Source organism: Nocardioides sp. GY 10113, assembly GCF_004919105.1.
Taxonomy (GTDB): Bacteria; Actinomycetota; Actinomycetes; order Propionibacteriales; family Nocardioidaceae; genus Nocardioides.
This window is the reverse complement of record NZ_STGK01000002.1, coordinates 166,261-178,777: the sequence shown is the minus strand read 5'-3', so window position 1 is coordinate 178,777 and position 12,517 is coordinate 166,261. Positions and strand designations below refer to the sequence as shown.

Below are 12,517 nucleotides of genomic sequence, written 5' to 3'. Positions count from 1 at the left end.
CCGTGGCGGTGCCCACGGTGACGCAAATTGAGAAAAGGGGCGGGCGATGCGCTAGGCGTCTGCTGAGTCCGTTGGTATCTGGTGGGGCCTGCTGGCCGCTGGTGACTGCTGGTGACCGCTGTGGCGGGGGAGCGCCCTAGAGGTAGAGCGCGGCGATCTCGTCCCGGCACTCGCGCATGACCACGTTGCGCTTCAGCTTCAGGCTGGGGGTGATCTGGCCGGCCTCCTCGGTCCAGTCCTCGGGCAGGACCGCGAACTTCCGGATCGACTCGGCCTTGGACACTGCGAGGTTGGCGTCGTCCACCGCGGCCTGGATCTCCGCTCGCAGCGCCGGGTCGTCCACGTGTGCGGCCACCGGGCCGGACAGGTCGTGCTGGGCGGCCCAGGCCTCGAAGGCCTCCTCGTCCACCGTGACCAGTGCGGCGATGAAGGGCTGACCGTCGCCGACGACGAGGCACTGGCTCACCAGATGGTGGCCCCGCACGCGGTCCTCGAGCACCGCGGGGGCGACGTTCTTCCCGCCCGCTGTCACGATGATCTCCTTCTTGCGGCCGGTGATCCGGACGAAGCCCTCGTCGTCGATCTCGCCGACGTCGCCGGTGTGGAACCAGCCGTCGGGGCCGATCACCGCCGCCGTCGCCTCGGGGTCGTTCCAGTAGCCGGCGAAGACCTGGCCACCGCGGAACAGCAGCTCGCCGTCGTCGCTGACCCGCGCGGCGGTGCCCGGCAACGGGCGCCCCACGCTGCCGACCCGCTGGGCGCCGACGACGTTCACCGTCAGGGCGCCGGTGGTCTCGGTCAGTCCGTAGCCCTCGAGGATGGTCAGGCCGATCCCGCGGTAGAAGTGGCCGAGCCGCTCGCCGAGCGGGGCGCCACCGGAGATCACGAACCGGCACCGGCCGCCGAGTGCGGCGAGCAGCTTGCGGTAGACCAACCGTGAGAAGAGCGCGTGCTGGGCGCGGACGCGGATCGGGACCCGGCCGTGGTCCAGGCTGCGCGAGTAGGCGATCGCCACCTCGGCGGCCCGGTCGAAGATCCGTCCCCTGCCGTCCGCCGCGGCACGCTGCGAGGCGGTGTTGAAGACCTTCTCGAAGACCCGGGGCACGCCGAGCACGAAGGTCGGCCGGAAGGCGTCCAGCGACGCGAGCAGGTTCTTGATGTCGGCGCTGTGGCCGAGTCGGGTGCGCGACTTCACGGCGCCGATCTGGATGATCCGGGCGAACACGTGGGCGAGCGGCAGGAAGAGCAGCGTCGAGGTGTCGTCCCCCTCGAACAGCTCGTGGAGCTCGTCGACCGCCACGGCCAGCTCGGTCTCGAAGTTGCCGTGCGTGAGCATGCAGCCCTTCGGGCGACCGGTGGTGCCGGAGGTGTAGATCAGCGTGGCCAGGTCGTCGGGGCCCGCGGCGGCCCGCCGCCGCTCGATCTCCTCGGGGGCGACGACCGCGCCCAGGGTGGAGAGCGTGGCGACCGCGCCGCCCTCGATCGACCACACGTGCTCGAGGCGCGGGAGGGCGTCGCGGACCGATGCGACTCGGGCCTCGTGGCCCGCGTCCTCGACCACGACGGCACGGGCGCCCGAGTCGCCGAGGATCCAGGAGATCTGCTCGGCCGAGGAGCTCTCGTAGATCGGCACCGAGACCGCGCCGGCGAACCACACGGCGTAGTCGAGCAGCGTCCACTCGTAGCGGGTGCGCGACAGGATGCCGATCCGATCGCCGGGCTCCAGGCCGGCCGCGACCAGGCCGCGGGCGAGCGCGACCACCTCGTCGCGGAACTCGGCGGCGGTGACGTCCTCCCACTCGTCGACGTCGCGGAGGGGCCGGCTGAACAGCGGGGCGTCGGGCACCTCGTCGGCGTTGCGGAGGACGTCGTCGGTCAGGTTTCCCGTCGCGGCGATGCTGACGGTCGGTGGCGTCGAGTACTCGCGCACGGTTCCTCCTGTGATGCTGGACGGCCGGGGCCCCGAGGGGAGGCTACCGCCGGTGCCGACCAAGGCCACGGACCGGTACCGGGTCCGGTAGCCTGCGGCCATGGCCGAGCAGACGTCTTCGTCGATCCACATCGAGGCGCCCGCTGCGGATGTGATGGCAGTGATCGCTGACTTCCCCGCCTACCCGAGGTGGGCGAAGGGCGTCATGGTCGCCGAGGTCCGCTCGAGCTTCGACGACGACGACCCCGCCGCACAGGGCCGGGCCCGCGACGTCTTCTTCTCCCTCGACGTCTCGCCGATCAAGGACGAGTACACCCTGCGCTACCAGTGGGAGGGTGACCGTTCGGTCACCTGGCACCTGGTGGAGGGCAAGATGCTGCGCTCGCTGGAGGGCGCCTACCTGCTGCGCGAGACCGCGGCCGGCGCCACCGAGGTCACCTACCGGCTGGCCCTGGACGTGTCGATCCCGCTGATCGGCATGCTCAAGCGCAAGGGCGAGAAGATCCTGATCGACACCGCGCTGAAGGGGCTCAAGAAGCGCGTGGAGACCGGCGCCTGAGGCGCCCGGGGTCGGGGAAGTCGGAGCACGCCGCACCGTGAGGATCCTTCTGTTCACCGGCAAGGGCGGTGTCGGCAAGTCGACCGTGGCCGCCGGCACGGCCGCCTTGGCGGCCGAGCGCGGGCTGCGCACGCTGGTGCTCTCCACGGACGCCGCGCACTCCCTGGCCGACGCGTACGGCGTACCCGAGGGCGTCGTGGCTGCGGACCCGGTCGAGGTCGCGCCGCGGCTCCACCTCCAGCAGGTCGACGCGCAGCTGAGGTTCCAGCAGTCCTGGGCCGACGTCCAGCGGTACCTGCTCTCGGTGCTCGACGCTGCCGGCATGGACCCGGTCGCCGCGGAGGAGATGACGGTGATCCCGGGTGCCGAGGAGGTGCTCGCACTCCTCGAGCTGCGGCTGCACGCGCGCTCCGGGCGGTGGGACGTGATCGTGGTCGACTGCGCGCCGACGGCCGAGACGTTGCGGCTGCTCGCGCTGCCCGAGGCGCTCGGGTGGTACATCGAGCGGCTGCTGCCGATCCAGCGTCGACTGGTCAAGGCACTGCGCCCGGTGCTCAACCGCGCGGCCGGCGTGCCGATGCCGGGCGACTCGGTGTTCGACGCGGTCAACCGACTGCACGCCGAGCTGGACGAGGTCCACGAGCTCCTGGCCGCGCCCGAGTCGACCGTGCGGCTGGTGCTGACGCCGGAGAACGTGGTGCTCGCCGAGGCGCGCCGGGCCTACACCAGCCTCTGCCTCTACGGCTACCGCGTCGACGGTGTGGTCGCGAACCGGGTGTTCCCCCAGGGCAGCGACGACAGCTGGCGCGCCGGGTGGGTGCAGGCGCAGGACGAGGTGCTCGGTCGCGTCCACCAGTCGTTCGCCGGGCTTCCGGTCTGGCGCTCGGAGTACCAGCCCGCCGAGCCGCTCGGGGTGCCGGCGCTGCGCGGCTTCGCCGCCTCGCTGTACGCGGACGCCGACCCGCTGGAGGTGCCCGGCGGCGACGGGCCCTTCCGCGTGACCCGCGCCGACGGCGGTGACGCCGTGCTCCACCTCGCCCTGCCGTTCGTCTCGCGTGCCGAGGTCGACCTGGCCCGCAACGGCGACGAGCTGGTGGTCACGGTCGGCTCGGCGCGCCGGTTGCTCACGCTGCCCCCGGGGCTGGCGCGGCTGGACGTCGCCGGGGCACGGGTGCACGAGGGTGAGCTCCAGGTGCGCTTCGCCGCGCCCGATCGGGCGATGGGAGGGGCACGATGACCGAGCGCGACGGCTCCCGCGGCAGCTCCAGCGGCAACGCCGAGGACGATCGGCGCCGGGACCGGCCGGACGCGGAGGAGGTCGGCAGCGTCGCGGAGGAGGCGGCCAAGCTGTTCGGCGCGTTCGCCGACCTCGCGCGCGAGCACGGCGCCGGCGGGCTGGGCGAGGGTCTCGGCGAGGGCCTGGGGGCGATGGCCGGCCAGGCCGCGTCGTTCGCCCGTGAGGTCAACGACCACCTCGCCACCGACGCCGCCGAGTGTCGCTACTGTCCGGTCTGCCGCGCGGTCCACGTGGTGCGGGAGACCTCGCCCGAGGTGCGCGCGCACCTGGCGAGCGCGGCCTCCTCGCTGCTGCAGGCGGCGGCGGGGCTGCTCGACCAGGCGGTGTCGAGCGCGGGCGAGGGAAGCGGGGATCCGCACCCGCGGGGCCCCGAGGTCGAGCGGATCGACCTGGGAGACGGATCGGAGTCGGGAGGCGAGTGGTGACCGCAGGACCCTTGGCTATTGGGATCGACATCGGCGGCACCAAGATCGCCGGCGCCCTCGTCGACGTGGAGGGCGAGGTCCTGGCGACGGACCGGGTCGTCTCCCCGGCGACCGAGCCGGCCGCCATCGAGAGCGCGGTGGCCGGGCTGGTCGCGAGCCTGGCGACCGGCGTGGAGGTCCAGGCCGTCGGCGTGGGCGCCGCCGGGTACGTCGACGCGGCCCGAGCGAACGTGCTGTTCGCGCCCAACATCGCCTGGCGCGACGAGCCGCTCGGTGCTGACCTGACGGCGATGACCGGCCTGCCGGTGGTGATCGAGAACGACGCCAACGCCGCGGCGTGGGGCGAGTTCCGGTTCGGGGCCGGACGCGACGTCGACGACCAGCTGATGGTCACCGTCGGCACCGGTGTCGGTGGCGGCATCATCAGCGGTGGCCGGCTGCTGCGGGGCGCGTTCGGTGCTGCCGGCGAGATCGGTCACCTGTGCGTCGTACCCGACGGGGTGCTGTGCGGCTGCGGCAACCGAGGCTGTCTGGAGCAGTACGGCAGCGGGAGCGCGCTGGTCCGCGACGCCCGCTCCACGGCCGGCGGTGGCTCCCGGCTCGCCGCCGGGCTGCGCGAGCGCGCCGGCGGCGACCCGATGGCGATCACCGGTCCGATGGTGACGACCGCGGCTCGGGAGGGCGATCGCTTCGCGATCGGGCTCTTCGAGCAGCTCGGCCACTGGCTGGGCCACGGGATCGCGTCGCTGGTCGAGGTGCTCGACCCCGCGGTGGTCGTGATCGGCGGCGGCGTGAGCGATGCCGGCAGCCTGCTGCTCGACCCGCTGCGGAGCAGCTTCGAGCAGCGGCTGGTGGGCCGCGGCTACCGCTCCGTGGCCGAGATCCGCACCGCCGAGCTGGGCAACCGGGCGGGCGTGATCGGCGCCGCCGACCTGGCCCGGACCTGAGGGCGGAGGATCGGTGTACGTCGGCGTCGACGTGGGCGGCACCAAGGTGCTGGCCGTCGCGATCCAGGACCGCGGCCCCGGGATCGAGGTGATCGGCTCGGTGACGGTGCCGATGCCCGGTCGGGCGGCGCCGGAGGCGGAGATCGAGCACGCCATGGCGCGCGCGGCGCGCGCCGTCGCGACCGGGACCGGGACCGTCCGCGGGGTGGGCATCTCCGGCGCGGGGCTGGTCGACGCGGCCGGTGAGCGGGTCCGGTTCGCCGCTCACCTGCCCTGGCGCGACGCCCCGGTGCGGTCCCGCCTGGAGGGGCTGCTGGGTGTCCCGGCGACGCTGGACAACGACGCGAACTGCGCGGCGTACGCCGAGATCGTCGGCGGCGCCGCGCGCGGGGTGGACTCGGCGGTCCTGATCACCGTCGGCACCGGGATCGGCGGTGCGCTGGTGCTCGGCGGTCGGCTGCACCGCGGGGCCAACGGCGCCGCGGGCGAGTTCGGCCACGTGCAGGTGGTGCCGGACGGGCTGGCCTGCGAGTGCGGCCTGCGGGGATGTTGGGAGCAGTACTGCAGCGGCCGGGCGCTCGAGCGCGTGATGCGGGTCGCCGTCGGGCGGCACTACGACGGCCCCCAGGTGACGGCGCTGGCCCGCGGGGGCGACGAGGTGGCCGTGCGCAGCATCGCCTCGGTGGGGACCTGGCTCGGTGTCGGTGCCGCTGGCCTGGTCTCGGCGTTCGACCCGGAGGTGGTGATCGTCGGCGGGGGAGTGTCGGCCGTCGGGGACCTGCTGCTGGACCCCGCCCGGGCCGCGATGGCCGAGTCGTTGCAGGGGGCGGGCTACCGGGTGGTGCCGGAGCTGGTGCCGGCGGCGTTCGGTCCGGAGGCGGGCGCGATCGGCGCGGCCCTCCTCGCCCGCGACGGTCGATAGCTCGCCCTCGCGTCCTGACCGTTGGGCTCCCTGACGGCTGCTGTCGCGGGGAACGCGAGCAAGCGGTCCGGAGGGAGCGAGGAACGAGCGACCGGAGGCCGCGAGCGAGCTTCTCCGCGGGCAGCCGCGGTGAGGCGCTCGGCCACCTGGCACCGAGCGAACCTCGACCGCGTGCGCGGCAGCGCGGCGAAGCGAAGCGAGACGCGCTCGCGCCATCCGGCTCAGACTTGGGCGCCGTCGTCCCAGGGGTCGCGGGGGGAGCCGGGCATCTTGAGCACGAGGTAGCAGAAGCCGCCGATGAAGCCGGCGACCATCAGCCAGCCCAGCCAGGTCGGGATCGCGATGCCGGCGATCAGGCAGACCAGCAACGTGGCCGGGGACCCGAGGACGCCGACCCAGGCGGCGAGCCGGTCCGGCGAGGGGATCGGGACCGGTGGCGGCTCGGGCGGCACGAACCGGTCCTCCCGGTCCTCCTGCGGCTCCTCCGCGGGACCGCGGGCCGTCTCGTCGTCGTCGGCCCGCGTCTCGTCCCGCGGCGGGGCGGACGGGTGGTCGCCGCTGCGCTCGGGCTGCGGAGTCTGGTCGGCCGACCGTGCCGGCAGGTCCTCCGTGGGGTCGAGCGTGGCCCGTTCGCCGTAGTTCTCGACGATCTCCCGCCAGGCGGCGTCCTCGGCCCGGCCATCGGTCCCGTCCTCGCGCTGCACGGGCCCAGGCTACTTCGTCACCCGGGCGATGAAGTCCGCGGAGGTGGCGAAGATCGTCGGGGCGTCGTTGTCCAGGGTGGCCACGTGGTAGGAGTCCGGCAGGGCCACCCGCTCGACGTCCGCGCTGCCGATCCGGGAGAGGATCAGCGGCTCGCTGGCTCCGTCGACCACGTGGTCGACGTCCGAGCGGAAGTAGAGCAGGGGAGCGGTGATCCGCGGCAGGTCGGCCACCAGGCCGGGCCAGGCCTGCGCGAAGGAGTGGACGGCCTTCAGCGGCGTCCGGGTGTAGCCACGCTCGCTCATCCCGGGCTTCTTGATGTCGTCGGTGATGCCCGGGAAGCTGCCCACGAGGTGCTTGAGCACGGGGAGCAGCTTCAGGTCGAGCCGCTTGCTGGCCAGCGCCGGATTGACCACGATCACGCCGGCCACCTCGTCGGGGCGGTCCGCGGCCAGCCGCAGCGCCAGCGCCCCGCCCATCGAGAGCCCGCCGACCACGACCGCGTCGTGCTCGGCGCGCAGTGCGTCGAGGGCGCCGGTGAGCTCGGCGACCCAGTCGTCCCAGCGCCGGGTGTTGAGGTCCTGCCAGCTGGTCCCGTGTCCGGGCAGCCGCGGCACGCTCACGCCGTACCCGAGCTCGGCCAGGTGCTCGGCCCACGGCCGGATCGAGTACGGCGACCCGGTGAAGCCGTGGCTGAGCAGCACCCCGATCCGCCGGCCGCCGGTCAGGTCCGGGCGTGCCGGAAGGGTCAGCGGGTGGGCGTCGGGGCTCGGCGTGGGGGAGGGCACGCGGCGATTGTGCCACCGGTGGCCTGGCGTCGAGGCGCCCTCGAGGGACTACGCTGCACCTCGTCGGTCCGGGCTCCGGGGCCGCGGGCGGCCCGGCAGCGCCGGGGAAAGGTGTGCAGCGTTGTTCTACTGGTTCCTCAAGTTCGTGGCGCTCGGCCCACTGCTCAAGGTGATCTTCCGGCCCAAGGCGTCCGGGGTGGAGAACGTTCCGACCGAGGGGCCGGCGATCATCGCCAGCAACCATCTGTCGTACGCCGACTGGCTGTTCATGCCGTTGGTCGTCCCGCGCAAGGTGAGCTTCGTGGCCAAGGCGGAGTACTTCACCGCGCCTGGCATCACCGGCTGGCTGAAGAAGACCTTCTTCAGCGGCACCGGCAACATCCCGATCGATCGCTCCGGGGCCGACGCCGCCGCGGGCGCCCTGCTCTCGGCCAAGCGTGTGCTCTCGGCGGGTGAGATCTTCGGGATCTACCCCGAGGGGACCCGCTCGCACGACGGGCGCCTCTACCGCGGCAAGACCGGCATCGCCCGACTCGCGCTGGAGACCGGTGTGCCGGTGATCCCGGTCGCGGTGATCGGAACCGACGTGGTGGCGCCGCCGGGCAAGGTCTTCGGCCGCTGGACGCGTCCGTCGGTCCGCTTCGGGGAGCCGCTGGACTTCTCGCGGTACGCCGGCCTGGAGAACGACCGTTTCATCCTCCGCTCGGTGACCGACGAGATCATGTACGAGATCATGCGGCTCTCCGGCCAGGAGTACGTCGACGTGTACGCCGCGAAGGCGAAGGAGCTGGCCAAGAAGTCGGACGGGGAGCGCCCGGCCGCCTAGCCCGGCGGCCGCAGCCGATCAGGCGATCACGTGACCATCCACACCAGCCACCCGTTCGCGGACCCCGATCCGGACCCGGCGCGGCGCTTCCGGGGGCGGTTGGGCGGTGCGATCACGGTGTGGACCGCCGGCGCCGGTGCCGATCGAGCGGGGCTGACGGTGAGCTCGCTGCTGGTGGCGCTCGGTCCGCGCCCCGCGCTGCTGGCGCTGCTCGACCCCGACTCCGACCTGGTGGCCGAGCTGCGCGCCACCGGCCGGGGCGTGGTCCAGCTGCTCGCCTGGCCCGACCGAGGCCTCGCAGAGGTGTTCGCCGGCACCGCGCCCGCGCCCGGCGGACCGTTCCGCCAGGCCTCGTGGGAGCAGACAGAGCACGGTCCGCGCCTGACCTCGGCGTCGACCTGGGCCGCCGTACGGCTGGTCGGCGAACGGCCGGTCGGCTGGTCGGTGGAGGTGACCGCCGAGCTGGAGCGCGTCGAGATCGGCGAGGACGACCAGCCGCTGCTGCACCGGCGCGGGCGGTACGTGCGTCCGCCGGCGCCCTGAGGATCCCGTGCTGGAGCGGCGCTAGGCCGGCATGTCGCCGCGGGCCGGGTGCGGCCGGCCGCCGCCGGGGGAGTCGTCGACCAGGTCGTGCTGCACGCCCCAGTCGCGTCGCAGTCGCGCCTCCTGGACGGCCTCGAACCGCTTGCCGCGCCGGCTCCGGGCCGCCATGGAGCCGGGCACCCGGTCCCGGAGGCGGTTGACGCCGCTCAGCACCCGCCCACCGGCGAGCACCGCACCGACGAGCCGGGTGGGCGGGATGGCCAGGTCGTCGGCGATCTCGGCGCCGAGGAAGATCCGTTCCAGCGCGTGGACCACCTCGGGAGCCCGCGGGTGCAGGAAGCGGGGCAGCACGCCCTCGATCTCGGGGACCAGGAACTCCCGGTTGATGCTCGCCACCAGGGAGCGGCAGTAGTCGTCGACCTCGGGCCGGGTGAGCAGGTAGATCTCCTCCAGACGCTGCTGCTCGGCGGCGTCGCGCGGCAGCAGCGCCTCCTCGATGCCGAGCAGGTGGCCGATGTAGCGCCAGCGCGCGTAGGCGCCGGCCTGCTCCTCGGGCCGGTACGGGGCGCCGATCAGGCCCATGGCGCGGATCGGGATCAGGGTGAACTCGACGAGCGTGTAGGCCAGGTAGGCCTGGCAGATCGGGACGCCCCAGGCCGCGGTGTCCCAGTCCGGTCGGTCGGCCAGGCTCGCGCGGACCAGGGCGTGGATGATCCTGACCCGGACGGTGAGCTCGAACCCCTCGCCGTACCGGGCGAGCCCGCCGGGGTCGCTGACCGACTTGAGCCAGGCCCCCACCTCGACGGTCCGGGCGCCGGCGTTCTCGATGTAGCGGCCGGTCATCTCCAGGGGTCGCGACGCGGCGGAGTTGGCGTAGCCGCTGACCAGGGAGGCTGCGCCGAGCGCGATCCCGGAGGCGCGCGAGTAGCGGGACGTGTGCCGGGTCGCCGCCTCGATCGCGGCCAGGTCGAACCACTCGGGGACCGCGTCCAGCTCGGCGAAGAGGGCGCGCAGCGACTCGGGGGCGTCCGCCACGGCGTCGATGCCCTCGCGGCAGGCCGTGCGCAGCATCCGCATCGCGCGGCCGTGGCCGAGCCGCGGGAAGTCGGCGACGAAGGCGTCCGCGGCCGCGTCGCCGCGCCACATCGCCTCCAGGTAGGGCTCGGTGAAGGCGCCGAACCTGGACCGCGCCTCGTCGACGCGGCGCAGGCTGGTGGGGACGGGCGTGGCGTCGGTGGCGGCCTCGTCGAGCGTCATGATCCGAGGCTAAAGCGAGCAATCCATCGTTTTCCAGGGGTTGGGTGGATCGAGGGCGATCACTCTGGCCACTGGCGTCACGGCGGACGGGCAGTTCGGTTGCCTGACGGGCATTGCAGTGCCCGTCAGGCGAGGGAATCACCGGTCGACCGGTGATTCCCGCCCGGCTCCCTATCCTGACCCCGTGCCCGCCTCCACCGCCCTGCTCGACATCGCCGACGAGCTGTACGCCGAACCGCTGGCCGCCTTCACCGCGGCCCGCGACGCCCGGGCCAGGGCGCTCCGCGCGGACGGCGAGGTCGACCTGGCCGCGGCGGTCAAGGCTCTGCGCAAGCCGTCGACGGCGGCCTGGGTCGCCAACCTGCTGGTACGCCGCGAGGCCGGCCAGGTGGACCAGGTGCTCGCGGTGGGCGCCGCGCTGCGGGAGGCGCAGGCCGCGATGGAGGCCGGCGAGCTCCGCGCGCTGACCCGGCAACGGCGCCAGCTGACGACCGCGCTGGCCCAGCAGGCCCGCTCGCTGGCCGCCGACGAGGGGCTGCGGGTGACCGAGGCGGTCGCGGCCCAGGTCGAGGGCACCCTCACCGCGGCGATGGTGGACGCCGACTGCGGACGGGCGCTGCGCAGCGGCCTGCTGGTGGCGCCGCTGAGCACCACCGGGGTGGCGCCGATGGAGCCCGCGGCGCTGGCCGGCGCGCTGGCGGCTCCGGACGCGCTGGGCTTCGCCGCCGCGCCCCGGGAGGCCCCGGTACCGCCACGGGCCGACCTGCACGTGGTCCCCGACCCGGACGCGGCCGCCAAGGCGATCAGCGCGGCGGAGGCCCGGCTGGCCGAGGCGGAGGAGGCGCACCGGGAGGCGGCGGAGGCCCTTGCCGGCGCCGAGGCCGAGCGGAGCCGGCTGGCGGCGCGCTCGCTGCAGCTCCAGGCCGAGCTCGAGGAGCTGCGCCGCCGGGCTGCCGAGCTGGAGGCCGAGAGCGACGAGGTCGACGAGGAGGCCGCGGAGGTGGCCGAGGAGCGCGACGAGGCGGCGGCGGCGCTGCGGCGGGCCGATGCCGATCGAGCCTCGGCGCGCGAGGCACTGGAACGGGTTCGGCTGCGGTTCGGGTGACCCCGGCCGCCGGTGGTGGCTAGGCTCGCGGCGGAGCGCGACGGCGGCGGGCGCCCGCCCGCAGGCCGGCTCCACGACCAGGCACAGCGATCAACCCAGCCAACCAGCCAGCGAGTCCAGCAAGGGGAGTCGGCATGCGTGTGGGAGTCCTGACCGGCGGCGGCGACTGCCCCGGACTGAACGCGGTGATCCGGGCGATCGTGCGCAAGGGGGTGCGCACGCACGGGTTCGACTTCGTCGGCCTGCGCGACGGCTGGCGCGGCCCGATCGACGGGTTGACCGTGCCCCTGGGCGTCGAGGAGTGCCGGGGGATCCTGCCGCGGGGTGGCACCATCCTGGGCTCCTCGCGGACCAACCCCTTCGCCGTCGAGGGCGGCGCGGAGCGGATCATCGCCAACCTCGCCGAGCTGGGCATCGACGCGCTGGTCGCGATCGGTGGCGAGGACACCCTCGGCGTCGCCAACCGGCTGGTCGCGATGGGCGTGCCCGTGGTCGGCGTACCGAAGACGATCGACAACGACCTGTCCGGGACCGACTTCACCTTCGGCTTCGACACCGCGGTGAACATCGCCACCGAGGCGATCGACCGCCTGCACACCACCGCGGAGAGCCACCACCGGGTGCTGGTGGTGGAGGTGATGGGGCGGCACGCGGGCTGGATCGCGTTGCACAGCGGGATCGCCGGCGGTGCCTCGGAGGTGCTGATCCCCGAGGTGCCCTTCGATATCGAGAAGGTCTGCGAGGACGTCAAGACCCGCTTCGAGAGCGAGTACGCCCCGATCATCGTGGTCTCCGAGGGCGCCAAGCCCACCGACGGCAGCCTGACCACCCAGGACGTCGACCGGGATGCGTTCGGGCACGTCCGGCTGGGCGGGATCGGCGACTGGCTGGCCAAGGAGATCGAGGCGCGCACCGGCGAGGAGGCCCGCGCGGTCGTGCTCGGGCACGTGCAGCGCGGCGGCACGCCGACGGCGTTCGACCGGTGGCTGGCGACCCGGTTCGGCCTGCAGGCCATCGACGCCGTCGCCGACCGCGAGTTCGGGGTGATGGTGGCGTTGCGCGGCACCCGGATCGTGCGGGTTCCCATGTCGGAGGGCACCGACGAGCTCAAGGTGGTCAGCCCGGAGGAGTACGCCGAGGCGCAGGTCTTCTTCGGCTGAGCGACCGCGGCGGGCCGAGTCTCGACCGCTGCTCGGCTGTCCACCCACCGCACGAA

At 73.9% G+C, this 12,517-nt stretch carries 13 protein-coding genes; 9 read left to right on the top strand and 4 right to left on the bottom strand.

Going from position 1 to position 12,517, the window contains the following annotated elements:
* Positions 1-136: 136 nt before the first annotated feature.
* The gene (locus E8D34_RS03125; protein ID WP_136593130.1) at positions 137-1,930 is read right to left on the bottom strand and encodes an AMP-dependent synthetase/ligase; all 1,794 of its coding nucleotides are present in this window, start codon (positions 1,928-1,930) and stop codon (positions 137-139) included.
* 100 nt (positions 1,931-2,030) lie between these two features.
* On the opposite strand from E8D34_RS03125, the gene E8D34_RS03120 reads away from it, so the two are divergent.
* The 5 genes from E8D34_RS03120 to E8D34_RS03100 are packed head-to-tail and all read left to right on the top strand — an operon-like array spanning position 2,031 to position 6,080.
* Entirely contained in the window at positions 2,031-2,489 is a 459-nt protein-coding gene (locus E8D34_RS03120; protein WP_136593129.1) for an SRPBCC family protein, read from the top strand.
* Between the two features lie 37 nt (positions 2,490-2,526).
* Entirely contained in the window at positions 2,527-3,726 is a 1,200-nt protein-coding gene (locus tag E8D34_RS03115) for an ArsA family ATPase (RefSeq protein WP_136593128.1), read from the top strand.
* A complete protein-coding gene (locus E8D34_RS03110; protein WP_136593127.1) occupies positions 3,723-4,211 on the top strand; it encodes a hypothetical protein in 489 nt (162 codons plus the stop codon). Before E8D34_RS03115 ends, E8D34_RS03110 begins: the two co-directional genes overlap by 4 nt.
* Positions 4,208-5,158, top strand: a complete 951-nt coding sequence (locus tag E8D34_RS03105) for an ROK family glucokinase (protein WP_136593126.1) — start codon at positions 4,208-4,210, stop codon at positions 5,156-5,158. Before E8D34_RS03110 ends, E8D34_RS03105 begins: the two co-directional genes overlap by 4 nt.
* A gap of 13 nt (positions 5,159-5,171) precedes the next feature.
* Positions 5,172-6,080, top strand: coding sequence for an ROK family protein (locus E8D34_RS03100; protein ID WP_136593125.1), 909 nt, complete (start codon positions 5,172-5,174; stop codon positions 6,078-6,080).
* A gap of 221 nt (positions 6,081-6,301) precedes the next feature.
* Here E8D34_RS03100 and E8D34_RS03095 read toward each other — a convergent pair whose 3' ends face one another.
* Both E8D34_RS03095 and E8D34_RS03090 read right to left on the bottom strand, forming a co-directional pair.
* Positions 6,302-6,784 (bottom strand): hypothetical protein, encoded by a 483-nt coding sequence (locus E8D34_RS03095; RefSeq protein WP_136593124.1) that lies wholly within the window; start codon positions 6,782-6,784, stop codon positions 6,302-6,304.
* A gap of 9 nt (positions 6,785-6,793) precedes the next feature.
* On the bottom strand, positions 6,794-7,570 hold the full coding sequence (locus tag E8D34_RS03090) for an alpha/beta fold hydrolase (protein ID WP_206056528.1): 777 nt from the start codon (positions 7,568-7,570) through the stop codon (positions 6,794-6,796).
* A gap of 121 nt (positions 7,571-7,691) precedes the next feature.
* Here E8D34_RS03090 and E8D34_RS03085 point away from each other — a divergent pair, with 121 nt between their 5' ends.
* Both E8D34_RS03085 and E8D34_RS03080 read left to right on the top strand, forming a co-directional pair.
* Positions 7,692-8,396 carry a lysophospholipid acyltransferase family protein gene (locus E8D34_RS03085; protein WP_136593123.1) on the top strand — a complete coding sequence of 235 codons (705 nt, stop codon included), beginning with the start codon at positions 7,692-7,694 and terminating at the stop codon, positions 8,394-8,396.
* 30 nt (positions 8,397-8,426) lie between these two features.
* Positions 8,427-8,939 (top strand): flavin reductase, encoded by a 513-nt coding sequence (locus E8D34_RS03080; RefSeq protein WP_136593122.1) that lies wholly within the window; start codon positions 8,427-8,429, stop codon positions 8,937-8,939.
* Between the two features lie 21 nt (positions 8,940-8,960).
* Here E8D34_RS03080 and E8D34_RS03075 read toward each other — a convergent pair whose 3' ends face one another.
* On the bottom strand, positions 8,961-10,196 hold the full coding sequence (locus tag E8D34_RS03075; protein WP_136593121.1) for an oxygenase MpaB family protein: 1,236 nt from the start codon (positions 10,194-10,196) through the stop codon (positions 8,961-8,963).
* A 184-nt stretch (positions 10,197-10,380) separates the two neighbouring features.
* Between E8D34_RS03075 and E8D34_RS03070 the strand changes: the two genes are divergently transcribed.
* Both E8D34_RS03070 and E8D34_RS03065 read left to right on the top strand, forming a co-directional pair.
* Positions 10,381-11,301 (top strand): hypothetical protein, encoded by a 921-nt coding sequence (locus E8D34_RS03070; RefSeq protein ID WP_136593120.1) that lies wholly within the window; start codon positions 10,381-10,383, stop codon positions 11,299-11,301.
* A gap of 134 nt (positions 11,302-11,435) precedes the next feature.
* Entirely contained in the window at positions 11,436-12,461 is a 1,026-nt protein-coding gene (locus E8D34_RS03065; RefSeq protein ID WP_136593119.1) for a 6-phosphofructokinase, read from the top strand.
* Positions 12,462-12,517: the final 56 nt, after the last annotated feature.